The sequence below is a fragment of the Aeromonas sp. QDB03 genome, assembly GCF_027707985.1.
GTDB classification, from domain to species: domain Bacteria; phylum Pseudomonadota; class Gammaproteobacteria; order Enterobacterales; family Aeromonadaceae; genus Aeromonas; species Aeromonas hydrophila.
This window is the reverse complement of record NZ_JAPCJG010000006.1, coordinates 197,848-221,802: the sequence shown is the minus strand read 5'-3', so window position 1 is coordinate 221,802 and position 23,955 is coordinate 197,848. Positions and strand designations below refer to the sequence as shown.

General features: G+C 59.7%; 21 protein-coding genes. 10 read left to right on the top strand and 11 right to left on the bottom strand.

All coding sequences use genetic code 11. The features are described 5' to 3' along the window. Window positions 1-81 precede the first annotated feature (81 nt). Window positions 82-1,494, bottom strand: coding sequence for a siroheme synthase CysG (gene cysG / locus PG900_RS16365; protein ID WP_270831834.1), 1,413 nt, complete (start codon window positions 1,492-1,494; stop codon window positions 82-84). 197 nt (window positions 1,495-1,691) lie between these two features. Between cysG and PG900_RS16360 the strand changes: the two genes are divergently transcribed. After that, a complete protein-coding gene (locus PG900_RS16360) occupies window positions 1,692-2,612 on the top strand; it encodes an SPFH domain-containing protein (protein WP_011707311.1) in 921 nt (306 codons plus the stop codon). Next, window positions 2,609-3,064, top strand: coding sequence for an NfeD family protein (locus PG900_RS16355; protein ID WP_269384920.1), 456 nt, complete (start codon window positions 2,609-2,611; stop codon window positions 3,062-3,064). The genes PG900_RS16360 and PG900_RS16355 overlap by 4 nt, the downstream gene beginning before the upstream one ends. An 83-nt stretch (window positions 3,065-3,147) precedes the next feature. On the opposite strand, the gene PG900_RS16350 is transcribed toward PG900_RS16355, so the two are convergent. Beyond that, window positions 3,148-3,558, bottom strand: coding sequence for a CBS domain-containing protein (locus PG900_RS16350; protein ID WP_011707313.1), 411 nt, complete (start codon window positions 3,556-3,558; stop codon window positions 3,148-3,150). A gap of 153 nt (window positions 3,559-3,711) precedes the next feature. On the opposite strand from PG900_RS16350, the gene PG900_RS16345 reads away from it, so the two are divergent. The 8 genes from PG900_RS16345 (at window position 3,712) to PG900_RS16310 (ending at window position 11,954) form a co-directional block, all read left to right on the top strand. After that, entirely contained in the window at window positions 3,712-5,622 is a 1,911-nt protein-coding gene (locus PG900_RS16345) for an ABC transporter ATP-binding protein (RefSeq protein ID WP_029302229.1), read from the top strand. Continuing rightward, window positions 5,615-6,076 carry a DUF2390 domain-containing protein gene (locus PG900_RS16340; RefSeq protein ID WP_024946401.1) on the top strand — a complete coding sequence of 154 codons (462 nt, stop codon included), beginning with the start codon at window positions 5,615-5,617 and terminating at the stop codon, window positions 6,074-6,076. The genes PG900_RS16345 and PG900_RS16340 overlap by 8 nt, the downstream gene beginning before the upstream one ends. Next, window positions 6,070-6,939 carry a 23S rRNA (adenine(2030)-N(6))-methyltransferase RlmJ gene (locus tag PG900_RS16335; RefSeq protein WP_270831829.1) on the top strand — a complete coding sequence of 290 codons (870 nt, stop codon included), beginning with the start codon at window positions 6,070-6,072 and terminating at the stop codon, window positions 6,937-6,939. Before PG900_RS16340 ends, PG900_RS16335 begins: the two co-directional genes overlap by 7 nt. A gap of 714 nt (window positions 6,940-7,653) precedes the next feature. Then, entirely contained in the window at window positions 7,654-7,983 is a 330-nt protein-coding gene (locus tag PG900_RS16330) for a hypothetical protein (RefSeq protein ID WP_215783444.1), read from the top strand. Between the two features lie 2 nt (window positions 7,984-7,985). Then, window positions 7,986-8,999 carry a Shedu immune nuclease family protein gene (locus PG900_RS16325; RefSeq protein ID WP_044800749.1) on the top strand — a complete coding sequence of 338 codons (1,014 nt, stop codon included), beginning with the start codon at window positions 7,986-7,988 and terminating at the stop codon, window positions 8,997-8,999. Between the two features lie 402 nt (window positions 9,000-9,401). Then, window positions 9,402-9,764: a DUF2061 domain-containing protein gene (locus tag PG900_RS16320; RefSeq protein WP_270831825.1), complete on the top strand. Its 363-nt coding sequence runs from the start codon at window positions 9,402-9,404 to the stop codon at window positions 9,762-9,764. 336 nt (window positions 9,765-10,100) lie between these two features. Beyond that, entirely contained in the window at window positions 10,101-10,535 is a 435-nt protein-coding gene (locus PG900_RS16315) for a VOC family protein (RefSeq protein ID WP_270831823.1), read from the top strand. A gap of 384 nt (window positions 10,536-10,919) precedes the next feature. Next, window positions 10,920-11,954, top strand: a complete 1,035-nt coding sequence (locus PG900_RS16310; protein ID WP_270831821.1) for a hypothetical protein — start codon at window positions 10,920-10,922, stop codon at window positions 11,952-11,954. An 843-nt stretch (window positions 11,955-12,797) separates the two neighbouring features. Here the strand turns inward: PG900_RS16310 and putP are convergent. The 9 genes from putP to PG900_RS16265 form a co-directional block, all read right to left on the bottom strand. Further along, complete coding sequence (gene putP, locus PG900_RS16305; protein ID WP_270831819.1) at window positions 12,798-14,315, bottom strand: sodium/proline symporter PutP; 1,518 nt, start codon at window positions 14,313-14,315, stop codon at window positions 12,798-12,800. Window positions 14,316-14,604: 289 nt separating this feature from the next. Then, complete coding sequence (locus tag PG900_RS16300) at window positions 14,605-15,531, bottom strand: L,D-transpeptidase family protein (protein ID WP_016351926.1); 927 nt, start codon at window positions 15,529-15,531, stop codon at window positions 14,605-14,607. Window positions 15,532-15,718: 187 nt separating this feature from the next. Next, window positions 15,719-16,960, bottom strand: a complete 1,242-nt coding sequence (locus PG900_RS16295; protein ID WP_011707327.1) for a mechanosensitive ion channel family protein — start codon at window positions 16,958-16,960, stop codon at window positions 15,719-15,721. Window positions 16,961-17,093: 133 nt separating this feature from the next. Then, entirely contained in the window at window positions 17,094-18,293 is a 1,200-nt protein-coding gene (locus PG900_RS16290; protein WP_011707328.1) for an acetate kinase, read from the bottom strand. A 174-nt stretch (window positions 18,294-18,467) separates the two neighbouring features. Further along, window positions 18,468-18,938, bottom strand: coding sequence for a YhcH/YjgK/YiaL family protein (locus PG900_RS16285; protein WP_011707329.1), 471 nt, complete (start codon window positions 18,936-18,938; stop codon window positions 18,468-18,470). A gap of 310 nt (window positions 18,939-19,248) precedes the next feature. Next, window positions 19,249-20,355, bottom strand: coding sequence for a 1-acyl-sn-glycerol-3-phosphate acyltransferase (locus PG900_RS16280; RefSeq protein WP_073351671.1), 1,107 nt, complete (start codon window positions 20,353-20,355; stop codon window positions 19,249-19,251). A 159-nt stretch (window positions 20,356-20,514) separates the two neighbouring features. Then, window positions 20,515-22,164 carry a multicopper oxidase CueO gene (gene cueO / locus PG900_RS16275; RefSeq protein WP_270831818.1) on the bottom strand — a complete coding sequence of 550 codons (1,650 nt, stop codon included), beginning with the start codon at window positions 22,162-22,164 and terminating at the stop codon, window positions 20,515-20,517. A gap of 252 nt (window positions 22,165-22,416) precedes the next feature. Continuing rightward, window positions 22,417-23,109, bottom strand: coding sequence for an aspartate/glutamate racemase family protein (locus PG900_RS16270; protein WP_270831816.1), 693 nt, complete (start codon window positions 23,107-23,109; stop codon window positions 22,417-22,419). 142 nt (window positions 23,110-23,251) lie between these two features. Continuing rightward, complete coding sequence (locus PG900_RS16265; RefSeq protein WP_017411093.1) at window positions 23,252-23,842, bottom strand: LysE family translocator; 591 nt, start codon at window positions 23,840-23,842, stop codon at window positions 23,252-23,254. Between the last annotated feature and the right edge of the window lie 113 nt (window positions 23,843-23,955).

The following is a 23,955-nucleotide window of genomic DNA, read 5'->3' as shown; positions in this document are numbered from 1 at the left end:
CGCCTGGTCAGGGCGCGGTGTTGGTTCAGGTCGGTGCCGCCATGGCCGCACCGTCAAATCGATGGATGTCGCCGCCGGCACTCAGGCCAGACTCACCAGCTTGAGGTCGCAGGCCCCCTGCTGCTGCCCCTCGCCAAACCAGGCGAGCCGCTCGCGCAGGGCCACCACTTCGCCGATGACGATGAGCGACGGGCTCACTGCCTGCTGGGCCAGTTCGGCCAGATCCGCCAAGGTGCCGGTCAGCACCCGCTGACGGGCGGTGGTGCCGCGCTCGATGATGGCGATGGGAGTAGCGCTGCTGCGGCCATGGCTCACCAGCTGCTGCTGGATATGCTCGGAGCGCATCAGCCCCATGTAGATGACCAGGGTCTGGCTGGTAGCGGCGAGCTGCTGCCAGTCGGGCTCCTTGCCATCGATCTGACAGTGGCCAGTGATAAAGACGGCGCTCTGGGCATGGTTGCGGTGAGTAAGCGGAATGCCGGCATAGGCAGTGGCACCGGCAGCGGCCGTGATGCCGGGCACCACCGAGAAGGGGATGCCTTCGTCGGCCAGCACTTCCAGCTCCTCGCCGCCCCGGCCGAACATGAAGGGGTCGCCCCCCTTGAGCCGCACCACCCGGTTGCCCGCCTTGGCGTAGTCCACCAGCAGGCGATTGGTCTCCTCCTGCGGCACGCTGTGGGCGCCGGCCTTCTTGCCGACCGACACCAGAGTGGCATCGCGACGCACCAGATCCAGGATCTCGGGCGAGACCAGCTGGTCATAGAGCACCACTTCGGCCTGTTGAATTTGTTGCAGCGCCTTGAGGGTCAACAGGCCCGGATCGCCGGGGCCCGCCCCCACCAGCACCACTTCCCCCACTTCGCTTTTCGCCTGGTCGAGGCCATCGTTCAGCCACTGCTCGGCCCCCTGCCAATCCTCTTTCTCAATCAGGCCGGCCAGGGTGTTGGAGGCAAAGGCGCGCTCCCAGAAGCGGCGACGATCGGAAATCGAGGAGAGCACCCGCTTGGCCTGGTCGCGCACCCGGCCGGAGAGCTCGGCCAGAGCGCCGAGATGGCGGGGCAGCAGGCTCTCCAGCCGCTCGCGCAGCAGACGCACCAGCACCGGCGCCTTGCCGCCGCTGGAGACGGCCACCATGATGGGGCTGCGATCGATGATGGAAGGGAAGATGAAGCTGGAGCGCTTGGGGTCGTCCACCACGTTGACGAACAGACCGAGCTGGTTGGCGCTCTGATAGACCAGGGCATTGACCTCGAGATCGTCGGTAGCGGCCACCACCAGGATCTGGCCGGCCAGGTGGGCCGGGGTGAAGCGCTCCGCCAGATGGGTGAAGCGACCGGAAAATTCAGTGAATTCGGGTTCCAGCTCGGGGGAGACCAGGGTCAGCCTGGCACCGGCCGCCAGCAGCAGGCGCGCCTTGCGCAGGGCCACTTCGCCCCCTCCCACCAGCAGCACCGGGCGACCGTCCAATTTGGCAAACATCGGCAAATAATCCATTTCGGCCCATCCCTCGGAACACGACTAATATGGGGCGACTATAGGCAGGGCTGCTTATCCCTCAAAATAATAAAAAATGCTTTTTAATGCGTTTTAGTAATTAACAAAGCCGTATGATGACAAAGGCGAAGCAAGGCGCTTGTGGTGCCAGGCGCAAGGCCATAGGCTAGTGAAAGTGTTTCATAAGGAGCTTAATAATGAATGAGTCATTGATTGTGCTGGGGATCTTCGTGTTTCTGGTGCTCGCGACCCTGAGCGCCGGCATCAAGATAGTGCCGCAGGGCTACAACTGGACCGTGGAGCGCTTCGGCCGCTACACCCGCACTCTGGTGCCGGGCCTCAACCTGCTGATCCCCTATGTGGACAGGGTCGGCCACAAGATCATCATGATGGAGCAGGTGCTGGACATCCCGGCGCAGGAGGTGATCTCTCGCGACAACGCCAACGTCACCATCGACGCCATCAGCTTCGTGCAGGTGGTGGATGCCCGCAAGGCGGGCTATGAGGTCAACGATCTCACCAGCGCCATCCGCAATCTCACCATGACCAACATGCGGACCGTGCTCGGCGCCATGGAGCTGGACGAGATGCTCTCCCAGCGCGACACCATCAACGAGAAGCTGCTGCGCACCATGGATGCCGCCACCGCTCCCTGGGGCATCAAGGTGACCCGGATCGAAATCAAGGATGTACGTCCGCCGCTGGCACTGGTCGAAGCCATGAACGCCCAGATGAAGGCCGAGCGCCAGAAACGGGCCGAGGTACTGGAAGCGGAAGGGGTGCGCCAGTCCAAGATCCTGAAAGCGGAAGGGGAGAAGCAGTCCCAGATCCTCAAGGCCGAGGGTGAGCGTCAGGCCGCCTTCCTCGCCGCCGAAGCGCGCGAGCGGGCCGCCGAAGCGGAAGCCAAGGCGACCCACATGGTCTCCAAGGCCATCGCCGAAGGGGATCTGCAGGCCATCAACTACTTCGTGGCCCAGAAATACACCGAGGCGCTGGCCCGCATCGGCGAAGGCCCCAACAGCAAGGTGGTGATGATGCCCTTGGAGGCGGGCAGCCTGATCGGCGCCGTCGCCGGCATGGCCGAGCTGTTCAAGGATGGCAAGGGCGGCAAGTCATGACAGCCCTGTTCGAGGGGCTGACCCACTGGCACTGGCTGGGGCTCGGCTTCGCGCTGCTGGCCATCGAGGTGCTGGGCTCGGTGGGCTTTCTGCTCTGGACCGGCATCGCCGCGCTGGAAGTGGGCCTGCTGCTGCTGGTCTGGCCCTTCGGCTGGCAGGCGCAGCTGCTGCTGTTTGGCCTGCAATCCCTGCTCACCACCTGGGCCTGGTGGCGCTGGCAGCACCGCCGGGATCGCTCCAGCCGGGATGCCGCCGCCCCCATCAACGAGCGGATGCAGGGCTATCTGGGCCGCGAGCTGGTGCTGCTGGATGACGTGTCTCAGGGGATGAGCCGGGTGCACCTGGACGACACCGCCTGGACGGTGCGCTGCAACCAGCCACTGCTCGCCGGCAGCAAGGTGCGGGTGACGGGGCATGACTCCCATATCTTGCTGGTGGAGCCGCTGCCCTGACACAGGGGCACGGCGCCATGACCGCCAACAATAAAGGGCTCCTCAGAGCCCTTTTCGCTGTCTTGCAAACTGTGCCGGCGGGCCTAGAAGGCGTCGCTGTCGAGGGCGGCGCGCAGCAGATCCTTCCAGCTGATGATGCCGACCAGGGCGCCGTTTTCCAGCACCGGCAGGCAGGAGACGTTCTTCTCCAGCATCATCTTGACCCCGTCCCGCACCGTGAGCTGGGGGGCGATGGTGATGGGATGGCGGCTCATGATCTGGTGGGCGCGCCGGTTGAGGGTCTCGGTGTCGCGGCTCATCTCGGCCTCGGAGTCCAGATAGGGGCTGATGGCGCGGAACAGATCCCGGTCCGAAATGACCCCCACCAGCTCCTCCTCTTCCAGCACCAGCAGGTGGCGAAAGTGAGCCTGCTCGAAGATCTCCTTGATCACATTGAGCCGGTCATCCATGGAAACGGTGGCGACCCGGGTCGTCATGATGTCCCTGATAAGCATGCTAACCTCCCCAACCCTGACTGATTGCTCTGTTATGGCATGTTTTTGCCCCCCCAGCCAGTGGTTGCACCCCGCCTCAAGTGCAAATCTGCGCCGTTTCACGTAAGATCCGCGCCAGTTTTTCTCCTCCATTTGAGCCAAGCAGACCAATCCATGATAGTTGCCAGTCAAATCGAACTGATCCGCGGCGGCCGCAAGCTGCTGGACAACGCATCCGCCACCATTCATCCCGGCCACAAGGTGGGTCTGGTGGGCAAGAACGGCTGTGGCAAGTCCACCTTTTTTGCACTGGTACGGGGCGAGCTGGCCATCGACAGCGGCACCTTCAGCCTGCCCGCCGGCTGGCAGATTGCCGGCGTGGCGCAGGAGACCCCGGCGCTGGACTGCTCCGCCCTCGACTACGTGATCGACGGCGACAAGGAGTTCCGCGCGCTGGAGGCCCAGCTGGCCCAGGCCGAGCAGGATGACAACGGGCTGCTGGTGGCCGAGCTGCACGGCAAGCTCGACACCATAGGCGCCTACAGCATTCGTGCCCGCGCCGCCGAACTGCTGCACGGCCTCGGTTTCAGCGACGAGCAGCTGAGTTCGCCGGTGCGCAGCTTCTCCGGTGGCTGGCGCATGCGCCTGAACCTGGCCCAGGCGCTGCTGTGCCGCTCCGATCTGCTGCTGCTCGATGAACCGACCAACCACCTGGATCTCGACGCCGTCATCTGGCTGGAGAAGTGGCTCAAGGCCTATCAGGGCACGCTGGTGCTGATCTCCCATGACCGCGACTTCCTCGATTCGGTCATCAGCCGCATCATCCACATCGAGAACGGCAAGCTCAACGAATACACCGGCGGCTACTCTGACTTCGAACTGCAGCGCGCCGAACACCTGGCCCAGCAGCAATCCATGTACGAGAAGCAGCAGCGCGAGATGTCCCACATGCAGGCCTATGTGGACCGCTTCCGCTACAAGGCCTCCAAGGCGCGCCAGGCCCAGAGCCGACTGAAAGCGATGGAGCGGATGGAGAAGATCCTGCCCGCCCACGCCGACTCCGAGTTCAGCTTCGAGTTTCGCGAGCCGTCGGCCCTGCCGACCCCGCTGATTGCCATGGAGAACCTCAGCGCCGGTTATGGCGACAAGGTGATCCTGGAGAAGATCAAACTCAACCTGGTGCCGGGTTCGCGCATCGGCCTGCTCGGTCGCAACGGCGCCGGCAAATCCACCTTCATCAAGATGCTGTCAGGCTCCAACCCGCCGCTCTCCGGCAAGCTCGAGGTGAGCGCCGGGGTCAGCATCGGCTACTTCGCCCAGCATCAGCTGGAGACCCTGCGTCTGGACGACTCGCCCCTCGATCACCTGGTGCGCCTCGCGCCGGACAAGACCGAGCAGGAGCTGCGCAACTATCTGGGCAGCTTCGGCTTTCACGGTGACAAGGCGCTGGACAAGGTGGCCCCCTTCTCCGGCGGCGAGAAGGCGCGGCTGGTGCTGGCCCTCATCACCTGGCAAAAGCCCAACCTGCTGCTGCTGGATGAACCGACCAACCACCTGGATCTGGAGATGCGCCACGCCCTGACCATGGCGCTGCAAGGCTTCGAGGGCGCCATGGTGGTGGTCTCCCACGACCGGCACCTGCTGCGTACCACCACCGATGACTTCTATCTGGTGCACGGTGGCCGGGTCGAGCCGTTCGACGGCGATCTGGACGACTACCACAAGTGGCTTGGCGAGCAGGAAAAAGAGGCCAACGCCAAACCGGACGATGGCCCTGTCTCCGCCAACTCGGCGGTGGCGCGCAAGGATCAGAAGCGGCGCGAGGCGGAGTTCCGGCAAGCGACCCGGCCGCTGCGCCAGAAGCTGGAGAAGCTCGAAACCAGCATGGAGAAACTGCAGGCCAAGCTGGCCGCGGTGGAAGAGCAGCTGGCCGACCCCGCCATCTACGAAGAGAGCGCCAAGCAGAAGCTCTCCGAGCTGCTCAAGTCCCAGGGCCCCATCAAGGAGGAGTTGGAAGGGGTGGAGCTGGAGTGGATGAGCCTCAGTGAGGAGCTGGAAACCATGGAGCAGGCCTTCCTTGCGTGACGAACAGCTGATGGCGAGCGAGCGGATCGCCGCCCACGAACTGCCGGGCCCGCTCGACTTCTGGCAGTGGAGCGGCGAGGTGTACGGCGCGCGCAGCCAGGACTGGCTGAGCGTGCAAGCGCAGGGGGGCAACGTCAACCTGGCCCTGTTGCTGCACCGGCTGGATCTGTGCGGGATCCCGGTCGATCTGACCGACCTGCAACCGGCGTTGGTGCAGACCGAGGCGGTGCTCGGCCCCTGGCGTACCCTGCGTTCGAGCGCCAAGGCGCGGCTCGGCGAGCAGGAGTATCAGGCCATGCTGGCCCACGAGCTGGAGCTGGAGCGGCTGCAACAAGGGGTGCTGCTGCAGACCCTGCGCAGCCTCACCCTGTTTCGCGGCAACAGCCGCAACCTGTTGAACTATCTATTGTTACTGGGGGCCCAGCAGGGCCCCCTCAGAGACCTAATATGCTGAGTTATCGCCACGCCTTTCACGCCGGCAACCACGCCGACGTGCTGAAACACGCCGTTCAGGCCCTGATCATCGAGTCCCTCAAGAAGAAAGAGAAACCCTTCATCGTGCTGGACACCCATGCCGGCGGCGGTCTCTACGACCTGCGCGGCGACTGGTCGCAGAAGAAGGCGGAATATGCCGACGGCATCGGCAGGCTGTGGGACGAGCGGGCCCAATGGTCCACCATGGCCCCCTATCTCGGCGTCATCGAGGAGATGAACCCAGCCGAGGGAGAGCACGGCGGCCAGCTGCACTACTACCCCGGCTCGCCGGAGCTGTCGCGCCGCCTCGCCCGCGAGCAGGACAAGCTGGCGCTGATGGAGCTGCACAACAACGAAGTGGAAGATCTGCGCGCCAACATGGGTTACGACCCCCGCGTCGCCGTCCACCACCGTGACGGCTTCGAGGGGCTGGTGGCCCTGCTGCCGCCCACGCCACGCCGCGGCCTGGTACTGATCGACCCGCCCTATGAGCTCAAGGAAGATTACTTCGCGGTGGTCGATACCCTGAAAAAGGCGCAAAAACGCTGGGCCACCGGCATCTACGCCCTCTGGTATCCCATTCTGGGGGAAGAGGCGGACAAATCCCGCGACATGCTGCGCGCCATCAAGCGCGAGAACTTCGGTAACGTCCTGGTGGCCGAGCTGGAAGTGGCCGGCCAGACCGCCGACTGGGGCATGAACGGCTCAGGCATGCTGATAGTGAGCCCCCCCTGGCTGCTGGACGAGCAGATCGAAGCCTTCTTGAAACCCCTCTGTGCCAAGCTGGCCCAGGGCGCCGGCGCCCAGTACAAGGTCGAGTGGCTCAACAAGGTTGAAGCGTAAGCTCGTATCAACCCGCTCTGGCGCCCGGTCAACGCGCCAGCAAGTCGCTCACCCAAGCCGTTCACCGTGGCGGCATGGCCAGCAAAGAGAAGCCCCGTTCAGGGGCTTTTTGTTTTTTACCCGCTACCGCTTTACCCACTAACTGTTTTCCTCACCAATGGCAGCACCCGCTCCATCTGCACACCAGATCAGTCGTTATTGACTAATTAGTCGATCCAGATCAGAAATCGGCCATCTGGTCCTTTCCCTCCGCCTACCCGCCGCTAATATACCCGATTGGCAACAAAGCCTCGTAGGAGTCACCCCATGAGCCATGCCAACCCCATCCCGTTGGTTAAACGCAGCAGACCGGAGGCTGAAATTCAGGGGCGGTAGCCATACCGGATGGAATGGGTAAGCGAACGTTGCCTACGACCCACTCAACATGGTGACAGCCTTATGCTGATTTCTGACCTGTTCATGCAGGCGTGCTTTGGCGGCGCTTTCCACGACTGCGCTGAGCACTGATTTTTCATACAGTAGTAACGGTGGCGCAAAAAGAGGAAGTCAAGCGAATACGCCCAGCACGAGAAGCAAGCTGGTAATGTGTTGATTTAATGATAATTTTTACTTGGCGGCAGTGAGAATGTTACGGAGTTATATGGAATGCTCTGCTAACGGATTAGTGCCGCCTTCTATCTAATCACTGTTAGACCCTCACCAAAGGAGATACCAATGTCACTCGATGTAATCCGTTCAGCAATTGAACAAAAGAAGCCAATTGCGTTTGAATATAACAAGCCGGGAAAGACCCCTGGCAGACGAATTGGGAATCCTCATGCAGTTTGGGTCATGCGGAAAAAGGATGGAACGGAGAGCACAAAGGTGCACATTGTTCAGGTAGGTGGCGTCACTGATAGCGGCCAAGAATTTCCCAGTTTCAGAATGTTTGATTTAGGTGAGATATCACACGCTACGGTAGAGGTCGATTCCCCTACTTTTGAGGTTGACGAAAATTATAACCCTGAATGGGATGGCTACACATTCATAATCGCGAAAGTGTAGTCATGTCTGTTGATCATTCCTATGTCATTGCAAACGATGGCACTAGCGATGTGCGCGTCAACATTTCAGGGCTAGATGCAGATGAACGCAATAAGGAAGAGCTTGCTGCCCATCTGTATGCGACATGCTCCAAAACTGGAACCTCGAAATTTACGTGCTCACTGTCTATTGACCAGTTGTCTGGGCTGTACGCCTTTCTAGGTCAGTACGAAATGATCAAGGAGCAGTCAAAGAGAAAATCCGGTACTTTCGTTCAAGTTGCGAAGGGTAACGAAGAGTTGATTGCTATCCTGCAAGCATCGAATCACGAACAGGTTATCCCGGCATTACGTGCAGTAGTGAAGGAGAACCTGTCCGATGATGACTTAAATACTATTTTGGGGCGACGAGAAGCGTGGGATAAATTCAATCAAATGCTGAACGATGATCCACCGCATACAGAACCAGAATATCAGCAGTTTTTGGAACAGAATGACTGGATACTTGGATATGGCTTACGCTATTGCTACCTGTCCATCCTTCAAAGGGAATGCCGTGTTTCAGGTACCGATCTTGACGGGGGCAATTCAGTCATCTCTGACTTCTTGCTTTCAGACACGCGGTTCACAAAACTAGTTGAACTGAAACGACCCGACACCCCGTTATTCAAGAATAAACAAAATCGCTCAGAATCATGGCAGCTTAGTGACGACTTAACCCATGCGGTTAGCCAAATTCTAAGCCAGAAGGCTCAATGGCAAATTGAATCCACAGGCAACTGCTTCACGGGAGATGGGAAAAGGATAACTGAAAAAACTCATGATGTAGACTGCATACTTGTCATTGGCACTAGTGGGCAATTTGCTGGCGATAATAAGGAGGCCGAAATCAAAACATCAACCTTTGAATTGTACAGGCGCAATATGCGCAATATTGAAATAATCCTCTATGATGAATTACGAGAAAGGGCCAAGTTTATCGTGGATGGGTCTAACAAGGCGATTCAGGCGGACGCCTCCGGCGCCGCTGATCTTTGACGTTACAATTTTTGAGGAAGTCATGATCAAAATAACAGATGAGTTAAATTCAGTCTTAGAGGCACAAATCTGGGACACCCACCTTTTTGAGCAAGGCGTAGCATAGCCCGAACCCAAAAGATGGGTGTCCAAGGTCTTCTGTACAGGGTCGAGTGGCTCAACAAGGTCGCAGAGTAATAGCGGCCCTGTGCCACGGTAGACAGAAAAGCGAAGCCCCGTCACGGGGCTTCCTGTTTTTATCCGGCCTGCCCGAAATGCTGGCACACCGCGAGCCTGCTTCACGACAGTGCGGAGGCACTTTTCCTTTGATAGGTTTTCCCTATCCGGGCAATAGATGAGAATGGTTTTCATTTAGTCTCATTTTGGCGGATACTCTCATCATCAACAGAGGGAGCCGCCATCATGAAAAAGACCATCAGCTTTGCCATCCTGCACTTCGGTGTCGCCTTTACCGTGGCCTACCTGCTGACCGGTGAGCTGCTGACCGCCAGCCTGATCGCCCTGATCGAGCCCGCCGTCAACACGGTCGCCTTCTACTTTCATGACCTTGGCTGGCACAAGCTCAAACCAAATCACAGCCTGCAGGCCAAGACCAGCAGCTTCGCGGTGGTCCACTTCTCGGTGGCCTTCGGTGTGGCCTTCCTGCTGAGCGGCGAGCTGCTCACCGGCGGCGTGATGGCGATGATCGAACCGGCCATCAACACAGTGGTGTTCTTCTTCCACGAGCGGCTGTGGCGCGCCCGCCAGCCACTGGCACTGGCCTGAGGGAGGGGCTGCGGCCCTTCCCCACGCCTGGACAAGCTTCTCTCCCCCGGCAAGGGCACCACTCCCTGTCGTACTGACCAATTTGTTGATCCCGCCCCAACATTTATCACCTCGCCCTTCCCCTGCGCTCCTCTCTCGCTACCATACCCGAATGGCAATCCAAGCCTCGTCGGAGTCACCCATGAGCCCTCTCCGCCACTCCCGTTGGTTACAAAGCAGCAGACTGGAGGCTGAAATTCAGGGGCGGTAGCCATGCCATCGGCTGGCCAACCCCTGTTGCTCACAGCAAGGCGCCGGCTGGTGACTCATTCCACAACATGCAAAGCAAGGTGGTGTATGGAAACACAAATATTGCATCGCGGTCGTCTGATCGACCATCTCCAGCTGGTGGTGAAAGACCTGGCCGCCAGCCAGCACTTTTATACGGCCGCACTGGCCGCCCTCGACATCCCCATAGGCGGCACCGGTGAGGGTTACTTCTGGGCAGACGAGCTGTTTGTCACCGCCATCGACAGCCCGGCGGCACTGGGGGCATTGACCGGCCGCCACCACCTCGCCTTTCAGGCACAAGACAGGGCTATGGTGGATCGCTTCTATCAGGCAGCGCTGGCCCACGGCGGCCAAGACAACGGCGCCCCCGGCGAGCGGGTCTATCACCCCGGCTATTACGCCGCATTCGTCCTCGATCCGGACGGCAATAATATCGAGGCGGTTTATCACGGCGAGGCAAGGCGCAGCGAAAAATCGGTGGAAATTCGATTTGATAAATAGAATGGGATACCAGTAATTTAAAAGATCCAATATGTGCCATACACAATAAACATGTTCTACCTAAACTTAAAAGAGAACTCTAACCTTCATTATTCACTAGTATCTATTAATATTGTTTAAGTGACATGGTGGTTTGTTCTTAAATAATAAAGCTCTGCATCATGATGCATTATCAATGTATATTTTCAAAACCTAATAAATTTGCTTTCCATAAAAATTTATTTACATCCACCATCACAGGAGCACAACAACCTTTTTCTCTTATATCAAATAATCAATATGGCACGAGTGAATAACAGAACCTCGCTACATAAATATCCTTTAAATTTAAAAACCTAACAAAAATATAGCGACCCCACTAACTTATAATATCAGGATGAAAAATTGAGGCCAATAGCACAAATTAAGAAGAGTCGAAATGAACTTTCACTTCTATTAGTTACAGCGATTATATTTTCGCTTGGGATAAACTTATTATCCACATCTATTTATGAATTAATAGGGTACATGCCTATTTCTTTTTTTGCGGCTACAGTTGTATTAATCATTGCCTTCTACTTAGCAAACAAGCTTTTGGGAGCTGGCCAGCATAGGAAAATAAATTTACCAGGAGCTGTCGCATTCATCATCAAGGACGATGAAATCATAAAAAAACCCATCTACAGCTATGAATTCAATGATGATTTCATAGAGTATCTTGTTGGCTTTCTAAATGAAAACATGGCCTACAAAAAAGCATTCATAAAAACAAATAGCGATGAAATAAAAAAAGCAAACACATTAAACTTAGATCAAGTAGATTACTACAGCATAATGAACAGCGTTTGTGAATTAATGTTTCTAAAACAACTAGACTACCATTTAAACTCATACTTTGTAGAAAATGAAATAGAAAGTAACAAAATCAAATGCCTTGAGCGAAGTGATCTAGGAAGTAATATTTTAAAAAATAGAGTGATCGATTTAATCACAAAAGATATGTGTGAGCGAGAAGCATTTATTAATGATGGGGATGACCCTGATGAAGGGGTCGTATACTCTCATTCCGGTGGAAAAAATGGAGCTATTTATGAGCGAATCAGCTTAGAACTCCCTCCTGGATGTTCGTTAGATAGAAATGAAAAAGGGTACTTGGTAATAAATAGCAAAATATTTAAAATGACCTTTCGCCCTAAATTTGAGGGATTCGCAACATTCATTTCTCCTGAACTAACGAAGTATGATGATGAATATTACAGCCCCCTTTTTATGAGTGCGCACCTAGATTTAGAAGTAAAAAATAGAATGTGGGTGTCTCATGACGAGATAGAACTTTATGAATGGCTTGATTCATTTTTGATAAAAATCGAGGAATATTTCTCAAGCGTACAACTGGAACAACGAGTAAACTTGACTTTGCTTAGGGCTCTTCGCTCATAAAAATTATTTTAAGCTCACAGGTTCGAATAGTGCAGCATATTCTGACAATTATTAATAACTCGACCAAAAAAATCCGTGCTACCCACCATCTCGATAGCAGACTTTCCTGATATGGTGGGAGTCTTTTGTCAGTCACTGGTTAATCTTTCGTGATATTTTCATCCAACTGGAATAAGTAATGAAATACCTATTAAATTGGAAGCAGCCATTGCTATCAATGAGCAAGCGGTTCTTTATATTTATCACATTGATATTTGCAGGGGGTGTTGTACTCTCCACATACAAAACGCAACTCAACATGGAGTTGGGCGTCTGGCTCTTTTACCAATATCTGAAAATACTGCTAGCAGCCTTCGCTGTATTGTTCATGATGGCGCAAGCCTCCAGATTGTTTTCCGTCGAATTGAGATCTGAGGATGTGGTAGGTGGAAACAAACTTTTCCGAAAAGTATCCATACCATATACCGAGATGGTGGGGGAAAAGTGCTCATCGTCGATTGCATGGTCATTCGAACCAACAGCCTCAAGCGTATTTACACCCCTTTTGATCTGGACGGTTTCCACGATCTTTCTGATAAAATCGATGCCAGGTTAAAGCATCGCAATGCATCAAGTAGTGATTTTTAATCTCTGGTATGTACAACTCGAGTAATCACCTGACACCAGCCTTGAGCAGGTGCCTTGCTGTAACAGATACTGGCAATAGTCTTATTATCATGACCAACTCAATCCAAGCGCTCGGCTAGGTTTATTTTCATTTACAGAGGTCTGGGCCCCGCCCTTCCCAATACCGTATAAAAAAGCCCCGCATCGCGGGGCTTTTTGTTATGGGCAATAACCAACTCAGTTGACGGCAACCGGCTGACCCAGCGCATCCGGCGGGGTCTGGAACTCGCGCTCGGCGTCGTCGAAACGCTCCAGCATGGCCTTGGAGGGGGCCTTGTCCAGCAGGCTGAACACGACAATGGCGAGTCCGGAGAAGAGGAAGCCCGGGATGATTTCATAGAGCCCCAGCCAGCCGAACTGCTTCCAGACGATGACGGTCAGGGCGCCCACCAGCATGCCCGCCAGGGCGCCGTTGCGGGTCATCCGCGACCAGAGCACGGAGAGCAGCACCACGGGGCCGAAGGCGGCACCAAAGCCGGCCCAGGCGTAGCTCACCAGCCCCAGCACCCGGTTTTCCGGGTTCATGGCAACGGCGATGGCGATCAGCGCGATCACCAGCACCATGGCACGACCGACCCACACCAGCTCCTGCTGGGAGGCGTTCTTGCGCAGGAACGGCTTGTAGAGATCCTCGGTGATGGCGCTGGAGCAGACCAGCAGCTGGCAACTGAGGGTACTCATCACCGCCGCCAGGATGGCGGAGAGCAGCACGCCGGCGATCCAGGGGTTGAACAGGATCTTGGAGAGCTCGATGAAGACCCGCTCCGGGTTGCCGGTGACGCCGGCCGCCTGTTCGGTGAAGGTGGAGAAGTAGGCCAGGCCGAAGAAGCCGATGGCCACGGCGCCACCCAGGCACAGCACCATCCAGGTCATGCTGATGCGACGGGCATTGGCCATGGAGTGGTGGGAATCCGCCGCCATGAAGCGCGCCAGGATGTGGGGCTGGCCGAAGTAGCCCAGGCCCCAGGCCATCAGCGAGATGATGGCGATGAAGTCCAGGTTCTTGAACATGTCGAGGTTGCTGGCGTTCTGCACCGCCACCTGCACCATGGCGGTGTCGATGCCGCCCACCGCGATGATGACGAACACCGGGGTGAGGATCAGGGCGAAGATCATCAGGGTGGCCTGCACCGTATCGGTCCAGCTCACCGCGAGGAAGCCGCCGAAGAAGGTGTAGGTGATGGTGGCCGCGGCGCCGACCCAGAGGGCGGTGTCATAGCTCATGCCGAAGGTGCTCTCGAACAGGCGGGCACCGGCCACCACGCCGGAGGCGCAGTAGATGGTGAAGAACAGCAGGATCACCAGGGCGGAGAGGATGCGCAGCACCCGGCTCTTGTCCTCGAAGCGGTAGGTGAAGTAGTCCGGCAGGGTCAGGGCGTTGCGGTTCTTCTCGGTATGCACCCGCAACCGGCCGGCGACCCAGCGCCAGTTGAGGTAGGCACCCAGGGTGAGGCCGATGGCGATCCAGCTCTCGGAGATGCCGCCGATGAAGACGGCGCCCGGCAAGCCCATCAGGAGCCAGCCGCTCATGTCGGAGGCGCCGGCGGAGAGGGCGGTCACCCAGCTCCCCATCCGGCGGCCGCCGAGAATGTAGTCGTCAAAGTTGCGGGTGGCGCGATAGGCGATGAAGCCGATCAGAACCATCCCGAGGATGTACACCAGAAAGGTGATGAGCATGGGGGTGCTGGCTGTCATTCAAAACTCCGTTATGTGACGTGTGTACCCGTTCTGACGACGGGCTCTTCCTTAAAAAAACCGCCCTAGCTTAATCAGCAGATCCCATGACCTCAACCTTTTTTAACAAACATAAAACACAATATAAACGTTTCATCTTTAACCAACAGACCAGCTTTGCCCCGTTCCGCCAGATTTTATCCTGACGCAGCAACTGCTTATCCGCCGGGCACGATCCGTGGCACAGCCCCGCCACGGCCGCAAAAAAAAAGCCCCGACCAGCGGTCGGGGCTATGTCGGCAAGCACCAATCAGCGATTGATCGCGATCGGCATGCCGCTGCGCTGCTCCAGCGCCTGCTTGACCAGCTGGGAGTCGCTGTCGGCGTGGGCGATGAAGCGGGTCACCGCCGGGGTCATCGGCAGCGGTGCAGGCAGGCTGGAGTTGAACTCCTCCTGATTGCGGGAGAGCGGCTGATGCACTTCCAGGTAGCGGCGGCCATCCGGCTCGACACTGGCCTTGATCGGCTGGTTGACAAACTGCACGCGGGTACCGACCGGTACCTTCTTGAACAGGTACTCGATGTCGTCGTTGCGCAGGCGCACGCAGCCGTGACTCACCCGCAGGCCGATGCCGAACTGGGCGTTGGTGCCGTGGATGGCGTACATCTTGCCGATGTAGAGCGCGAACAGCCCCATGGGGTTGTCCGGGCCGGCCGGCCACACTGCCGGCAGGCTCTCGCCACGGGCGGCATATTCGGCATGCATCTTGGCGGTCGGGGTCCAGGTCGGGCCCGCCTTCTTGCGCTGCACGCTGGTCACCCAGTTTTCCGGGGTGTCGGTGCCGAGCTGGCCGATGCCGATGGGCAGCACTTCCACCACCTTCTTGCCTTTCGGGTAGTAGTAGAGGCGCATCTCGGCCACGTTCAGCACGATGCCTTCACGGGGCGCATCCGGCAGGATCAGCTGATGCGGCACGATCAGCTTCTCGCCGGTCTGCAGCAGCAGGGGATCCGCCTTGGGGTTGGCCTCCAGCATGTTGGTCAGCCCCAGCTGGAATTTGGCGGCGGCGGCCTCCAGCGGCTGGCCGTTTTCTTCGGCCGGGACCACGTATTCCAGATTTTCACCCACCAGGCGGCTGTTGGCCGCAGGCAGGGCGTATTCAACCGCGAGCGCAGGCGCGGCGCCCAAGAGGAGGCTGCAGCACAGCGCGGCCGCAGTAGTGTGGAGGAGCTTCATAACTTTCCTGTAATGGATGACGTGGTTCAAGACTCTGGGCTGACCCGGGAGCGGCGGGCGATCCGGGGGGCGAAGAGAAGGCCGCCATTTTTCTCCTCTGCCGGGCAAATTTCAACTGACAAGTGGCGGCGGGTCAGCGATTAATATCGCTTTTTTTATCCGCCGCCAGCCCCTGCCTGTCGGTGGTTTATCCCTTTTGCCAGGCGCGCATATCGTAACCTGTGGGAGATTGATGCAACCGCAGATGAAATTGCTCAATGATGGCAAAGATGTGGTCGAAAATGTCGGCCTGGATCCCTTCGTAATCGGCCCAGGCGGTGGTCGCCGTGAAGCAGTAGATCTCCAGCGGCAGGCCGTCCGAGGTCGGTGCCAGCTGGCGCACCATCAGGGTCATGTCCTTGCGAATGCCGGGGTGGGCGCGCAGGTAGGCGTCCAGATAGGCGCGCAGGGTGCCGAGGTTGGTGAGGTGGCGACCGTTGATGGGGCAGCTGATGGCGTCGCTCAGCTGCTGGTTGTAGGCGCTCAGCTCCTGCTCCTTGCGGCTCAGATAGGGCGCCAGCAGCTGGGCCTGCTTGAGCTGCAGCTGCTCGTCCGCCGTCAGGAAACGCACGCTGGTCATGTCGATGTTGACGCTGCGCTTGATGCGCCGGCCACCCGACTCTGTCATCCCTTGCCAGTTCTTGAAGGAGTCCGAGATGAGGGCATAGGTGGGGATGGTGGTGATGGTCTTGTCCCAGTTCGACACCTTGACCGTGGTGAGACCGATGTCGGTCACCTCGCCGTCGGCGCCGTACTTGTCCATCTGCAGCCAGTCACCGACGCTCAGCATCCGGTTGGCGGAGAGCTGGATGCCGGCCACCAGCCCGAGGATGGGGTCCTTGAACACCAACATCAGCACTGCGGTCATGGCACCCAGACCGCTGAACAGGAACAGCGGCGACTTGCCGAGCAGCAGGGCGATCATCAGGATGCCCACCAGGATGCTGCCCACCAGCTTCACCCCCTGGAAGATGCCGCGCAGGGGCAGATCCCGCCCGAGCCGGGTGTAGCGGCTCACCGACAGCATGCAGTCGAGCAGGGCGAACAGGGAGAGCAGCAAGAACAGCAGGATCCAGAGCTGGGCCACCATCTCGATCAGTTGCAGGCTGTCGGAGTTGCGCGGCAGCCAGATCTCGGCCTGGCCGAGCAGCACGGCCCCCTGCAGCACGAAGGCGAGCCGGTAGAACAATCGCTGCTGCAGTTGGGGCGGCAGCCACACCTGCTTGGTCTTGCCGAGCACGCCCACCAGCCGCACCAGCAGTACCCGGTGCAGCAGCATGTGCAGCAGCAGCGAGGTGAGCACGATAAAGCCGAGGGCGATCACCAGCCCCATCATGCCGGTTACCTCCAGCCCGAGCCCGGCCAGCCAGCGAAAAAACATCTCCTTCATCCCATCCTCCTGTGCGTGAAACTGCGGTCAGGGTACGTATCTGCCACCCCATGTCAAATGACAGCCGGCGTCACGGCCGCCACAAACGACAACGCCCGGCAGGGGCCGGGCGTTGTCTGGGAGCAAGAGGGCGTTAGCCGACCAGGCTCAGGGCATCGCGGGCGATGACCAGCTCTTCATTGGTGGGCATCACCAGCGCCAGGCGGCTGCCTTCGGCGGTGATGGGGCCTTCACCACCCAGCACCGCGGCGTTGTTGGCTTCCTTGTCGATCTTGAAGCCGAACAGGGCCAGACGGGCCAGCACCATCTCGCGCACCATGGCGGCGTTTTCACCGATGCCGCCGGTGAACACCAGGGCGTCCAGACGACCATCCATGGCGGCGGCGTAGGCACCGACATACTTGGCCACCCGGTAGGTGAACACGTCCAGCGCGCGCTTGGCACCGGCGTCGGTGGCGTAGTTGGTGGTGACGTAGCGGCAGTCGCTGCTCGCCTCAGTCATGCCCAGCAGGCCGGACTCACGGGTCAGGGTGTGGTTGATCTGCTCCACGCTGTAACCGAGCTGGTCGTGCATGAAGAAGACCACAGCGGGGTCTATGTCGCCGGAGCGGGTGCCCATCGCCAGCCCTTCCAGCGGGGTCAGGCCCATGGAGGTGTCAACGGATTCGCCGCCACGGATGGCACAGACGGAGGCGCCGTTACCCAGGTGGCAGTTGATGATGTTGAGCTCTGCCAGCGGCTTGCCCAGCGCCTTGGCGGTCTCTTCCGCGATGAAGCGGTGGGAGGTGCCGTGGGCGCCGTAACGACGGATGCCGTTCTCTTTGTAGAGCTTGTAGGGCAGCGCGTAGAGGTAGGCTTCCTGTGGCAGGGTCTGGTGGAAGGCGGTGTCGAACACGGCCACGTTCTTCTCTGCCAGCGCCGGGAACACCTTGAGCGCGGCACGGATGCCGATGAGGTGCGCCGGGTTATGCAGGGGGGCGAACGGAATGGCGGCTTCGATGCCGGCAATCACGCCGTCATCGATGCGAACGGAACGGGAGAACTGCTCGCCACCGTGCACGATGCGGTGACCGATGGCCACCAGCTGCTCGGCCAGGGTCGGATCCTGCGGCAGGATGTGACCCACGATGTGGTCGAGGGCCTCCTGGTGCGCGGCGCCCGCGCCCAGCATGGCTTCGCCCTTGACCCCGTGGAGTTTCCATTTGATACGTGCATCATCCAGATTGAAGCATTCGGCCAGGCCGGACAGCATGTCCTCACCTGTTTCGGCGTCCATTACGGCAAATTTCAGGGAAGAGCTACCGCAGTTAAGGATCAATACCAACTTGCTCATGTTCTACATCTTCCTGTGCTTCGGCTTTATGCCGACAGTGTCGTGTCATCCAAAGTGGATGGGATTCCCCTGCCGGGGGCTTATGGTCGCAGGAAAGTGCGCCCAATTTTTCAATATGTTAAGTGCAAATCCGGATGATTCCGGGCACTCGTCTCAGCCAGGCTGCGCCAGCGGTCACAGGCCGGCCAGCAGATCCCGGTGCACCTTGACCACCAGCTTCTTCACCTGAGCCGGCTGGTTGGGGGTGCAGAGGGGGCGATGCAGTTCTCCCGGCCAGAAGATGGCGAAGTCGCCGGGCTGCAACGCCAGATAACTGGTCTGTTCGTCCTCGACGAACCAGAGGTCGGGATGGGGATGATCGGCGCCTTCGGCAACATAGCCATGGGGCCCGACCCCGATCCACTCTTCGCCACGCAGCAGCAGCTGGATGTCCAGGTACTGCTGATGGAACTCGCCACGGCGATCCGCGGCCGGCTCGGTCAGCTCTTCGCTCACCAGGCAGAACAGCGTGAGGCCGTCGATCTCCTGCTTGCCGAGCGGCGCCTGCAGCCACTGTTCGACGCTTTGCACCACCTCGACCATGATACGGTCCAGCGGGGCGGGCAGCGGCGTGCGCTGCAGGGTGTTCAGACTGCCGGTGATCATGGCGCTTCCTTAGGTGTATTCAGGCGACATCTTAGCCGCAAAATGAAAAAGGACCCTGTTGAGGTCCTTGTGTCACACCGCCTGCAATCCGTGCAGACAGAGATAGAGCATTTGCTCGTATCAAGCGGGATGAGTGCACTGTTACACACTCATCCGCGGCTTGCCAAGAGGCGCAAGCGCGTTCGCCCAGTGATCGTACCAGCTGAAACAATATTATTCACTACTCCAGCACCGTCGACTTTGACCAGACGCAAAAACGGGAGCATCTGCTCCCGTTTTTTTCGCATCACCCGGTGATAACCGGTGCCATTCAAGCCTTGCTGGCGTTCTCCACCGGCTTGGCGTACATGGCGCGCCAGATGGCCTTGTGCTCTTCCGGCACCTCCGACTGACGGCTCAGGAAGGCAGCCTGCTCGATGGTGTTGGCCTTGCCGGACACATCTGCAGCCAGGTAGTTGCCCGGGAAGAGGCGGTAGTTGCCCCAGATCGCCTTGTCGATCAGCGCAGCCAGCTCGTCCGGATCGCTGAAGCCCTCGGTGATGGGGGCGCCGAAGGAGACGTGTACCCGCCCCTTCTGGCCGACGATGCCAGCGACGATGCTCTCGATGTCCTCGAACTCGCCCTTCTCGTAGCTGCCGTTGACCGACTTCTCGTACAGCTCGCGCGCCTTGGCCTTGTCGGTGGGATCCAGCTCGTAGCTGATGCTGACCGGCACGATATTGAGGCTGCGCATGTAGTCGACGAACTCGATCTTCTGCTTCTTGCCGTCCACATAGAACATCTTGAGGATGGCCGGATCTGTCTTGTCATCGCCGTTCTTGGCGCGTCCTTCCTTCTGGGCGATCCAGATGGAGTGGCCTTCGTGCACCGACTGGCCGATGTAGGCCGACAGCTCGCCGAGCGCCTTCATCATCTCCCGCGGCCCCTTGGCGGAGCGCTTGACGATGAAGCTCTTGTTGAGCTTCATCAGCTCGGTGGCGCAGGGTTTGCGCAGCAGGTTGTCGCCGATGGCAATGCGCACGGTATCGAAACCATGGGTGTGCAGCCCCCAGTTGACGAACGCCGGATCCATGGCGATGTCCCTGTGGTTGGAGACGAACAGGTAGCCCTGCTCCTTCTTCAGATGCTCGAGCCCGGAGAAGGTCACCCCCTGGGTGGAGGTGGCGATCATCCGGCTCATGTAGCGGGTCACCCCCATCTGCACCTGATGGATGGTGGTCACCTTGGACCACTTGTAGCGCAGGAACTGGCGGATCAACGGGCGGATGGCCCAGCCCAGCCAGCTCATCAGGGAGCCGAAACGATACTTGGCGATGGCGCCGACAAATTCATCATCCCGGATCAGCCGTTCGATGGCTGCCGGCACTTCCTCATCGCGGTAGGGGCGAATGTCCGCGAATCTATCTACTTCAGTCACAGTGTCAGCCTTGCAGGTAAGGAGTCGCGGCCAGCGCGCGCTGGCCGGAAAATTCAGGGCGCAATTTTACACGCTTTTATGCCGAGGGGTATGTGGCGTGCGTAGATAGTGAGATCTGACCAGTGAAATGAATAAATGGCCCCGTTCGGGCCATTCTTTTTACTCTTCCACCGTGAACGAGAGCATCATGCCGGTATCCTCGTGCTCCAGCAGATGGCAGTGGGCCATGTAGGCCCGCTCCTTGGGCGCAGTGTGATCGAAGCGCACCAGCACCTCGCTGCGCCCGCCCTCCACCTTGACGATGTCCTTCCAGCCGGCGCGATGGGGGGCAACCGGCTGACCGTTCTCGCTCAGGATCCGGAAGCGGGTGCCATGGATATGGAATGGGTGCAGCATCATGTCCCCCTCCCCCGAGATGATCCAGCGCTCGGTGCGGCCGCGCTTGACCGCAAACTGCGGGTCGTTCATGGCGAAGGCCTGGCCGTTGATGCGGTTGCCGCCGTGCAGATCCAGCGGCCTGGCACTGCCCTTGTCCTCCTGCATCCCGGCCATGGTGTCGTGCTGCATCTCCCCCGCTGGCATGGCCATGTCGCCATGATCCATCCCCGCCATCCCGTCGCCCTGCCCGTCCATCTTCATCCCGGCCATGGTACCCGTATCGCCGTGGGCCATGCTCATGCCCGCCATGGCGCCGTGGCCGTAGCGGCTCATCAGCGCCTGCATCCCCTGCCGATCCAGCTCGGGATCCATCGACAGGGTCAGGGTGCGGCTCGGCAAGCCTTGAGTGGCGGGCAGCGCCGGCAGCCGGACCAGGCTGTCCGGCAAGCGTCCCTTGCCCTCGATGAGGGAGGGCCGGATCCGCAGCAGCGGCAGGGCCGCATCGAACGGCGCCAGGGTCATCCCCATCTGGCGTACCGGCAGAGTGAGCAGATCGAACACCTTGCCGTTGCGGGCATCCACCATCACCTCGAAGCGCTCTCCCGGCAGCAGCGCCAACTCGCTCAGCGCCACCGGCTCCGCCAGCAGGCCGCCATCGCAGCCGATCACATACAAGGGGCGGCCATCGCTGGTCGCCAACGTGAGGGAGCGGGCATTGCAGCCGTTGAGCAGCCGCAACCGCAGCCAGCCACGAGGCGCGTCGTGGGTCGGATAGACGGCGCCATTGGTCAGCATCAGATCGCCGAACCAGCCGACCGCGGCGCTCATCACGTCCAGCTGGTAGTCCACCTGATCCCGCCCATCGAGCCGCTTGTCCTGCAGCACCAGCGGGATGTCGTCCACGCCCCAGCGCTGGGGCAGCGGCAGCCGCAGGCTCTCCTCGTCGTCGAGGATGAAAAGCCCGGCCAGTCCCATGGCCACCTGATGGCCGGTCTGCCCATGGGTGTGGGGGTGATACCAGCAGGTGGCCGCCGGCTGCTCGATGCGAAACGCCGCCTGCCACTCTTTGCCGGAAGGGATGCTGGCCTGCGGGCCGCCATCGGCGGTGCCGGGCACCTCCAGCCCGTGCCAGTGCACCGTGGTGGTCTCCGCCAGCTGGTTGGCGACCCGGACTCGCACCGCCTGCCCCTGGCGGGCACGCAAAGTGGGGCCGAGCAGGTTGCCGTTGTAGCCCCAGCTATGAGTCGGCTGGCGTCGCCACTGCATCTGGCCCGGCTGGGCCCTGAGCTGAAACACACCGCTGGCGTCCGCCTCCAGCAGCGCAGGAATCGGCAGGGCTGGGCGCTCGGCGGCAACCGCCCGACCCCACCAGGGCAGGGCACCGGCGATACCGACGGCGGTGGAGAATTTGAGAAAATCGCGACGCTGCATGAGTCGTTCCTCGTTGGCCAAAGCGGACCTTCAGCCTAAGCAGCAACCCTGCGGCAAGGTCAAGCCCTGTCGAGCCGGCGGCCGGACAATTTCTGGCTTATCCGCTTGCCAGCAGGCCCCTGTCGTCAAGCCAGCGCCAGAGTGACTGCCGCCTCGGCGTGGATGGCCATGGTTGTGTTGTAGAGCGGCACCCTGGTGCGGCATGTTCCAACCCACTATCTGCCCCACCTGCTTGCCAGCAGGCTCCTATCGTCAAGCCAGCGCCAGGGTTACCGCCGCCTCGGCGTGAATGGCGGTGGTGTCGTAGAGCGGCACCGCGGCCTCAGCCTCCCCCACCAGCAGGGCTATCTCGGTGCAGCCGAGGATCACCGCCTGAGCGCCAGCGGCCGCCAGCCCCTCGATAATGGCCAGATACTCGGCCCGCGATGCATCGCGAATGTCGCCGAGGCACAGCTCGTCATAGATGATACGGTGCACCCGCTCCCGCTGAGCCGTATCAGGCACCAGCACCTCCAGCCCGAACTTCTCCTGCAAGCGCCCCTTGTAGAAATCCTGCTCCATGGTGAAACAGGTGCCGAGCAGGCCGACCCTTTGGATCCCGTCCGCTTGCAGCTGACGCGCGGTGGCATCGGCGATATGGAGCAACGGGATGTCGATGGCAGCCTCGATCTCGGGCGCCACCTTGTGCATGGTGTTGGTGCCGATCAGCAGAAAATCGGCGCCGCCGGCCTGGATGGCCCGCGCCTCGGCCGCCAGCAGGCGGGCGGTGGCGGGCCAGTCGCCGATATGCTGCAGCCGCTCTATCTCGGCAAAGTCGACGCTGCTCAGCAGCACCCGCGCCGAGTGCAGGCCGCCGAGCCGCTCGCGCACGCCCCGGTTGAGCGCCTGATAGTAGCTGACGGTGGACTCCCAGCTCATGCCACCCAGCAGACCGATACATTTCATGGGACCTCCTTGTGCAAACCGATCGTGTACACCGATTGTGCAAACCAACTAGAGGGTGGCGCGCGTCATCGCACCGCCCCGTGAATAAAAAAGGCCCCGCAGGGCCAACAAGACAGCCGGTAAAGGCCCGGACAGGCCCGGACTAAATCCAGATCATCAGCACGCAGGCCGCCGTGGCGACCCCCATGCCGAGATTGAAACGACGCCAGCCTCTGGCGGTACGAATGAGGCGGCGCACCTGGGCACCGAACAGCACCCAGAAGGCCCCGGTATAGAGGCCAGTCACGAAGAAGATGCCGAGCACCCAGATGGCGGAGGGCCAGTAGGCCTCCCCCGCCAGGGTGAAGCCGCTGATGGCGGAGAGCGCCATCATCCACGCCTTGGGGTTGAGCAGTTGCAGCATGGCCCCCTGATGGGCCGGGATCAGCGGCCGGTTGCCCTCGGCCGGGCCGCTGGCGGTCGCCACCTTCCAGGCCAGCCAGAGCAGGTAGGCCGAGCCGATGAGCTTGAGCCCGTCGTGCAGCAGCGGCAGTTGCTCGAACATCACCCCCAGCCCCAGCGCCGTGGCCAGGATCATCAGGTTGATCCCCCCCACCACGCCCACCAGCAGGGGCACGCTGCGGCGAAAGCCCTGGGCCGCACCGGCGCTGGTGAGCAGCATGTTGTTGGGGCCCGGCGTGCCACAAGTGATGAGGGCAAAGCCCGCCAGGGGAAGCAACCAGTTCAGATCCATCTCAACCTCTTGATGATGCAGGGCGCCGACTCGGCGACAAGCCTTCTAATATGCAGAGCCGGTGCCCGTCAGACAAGGCCGCAGATGCACTTTCTTCGCATCTTTATGCGGCC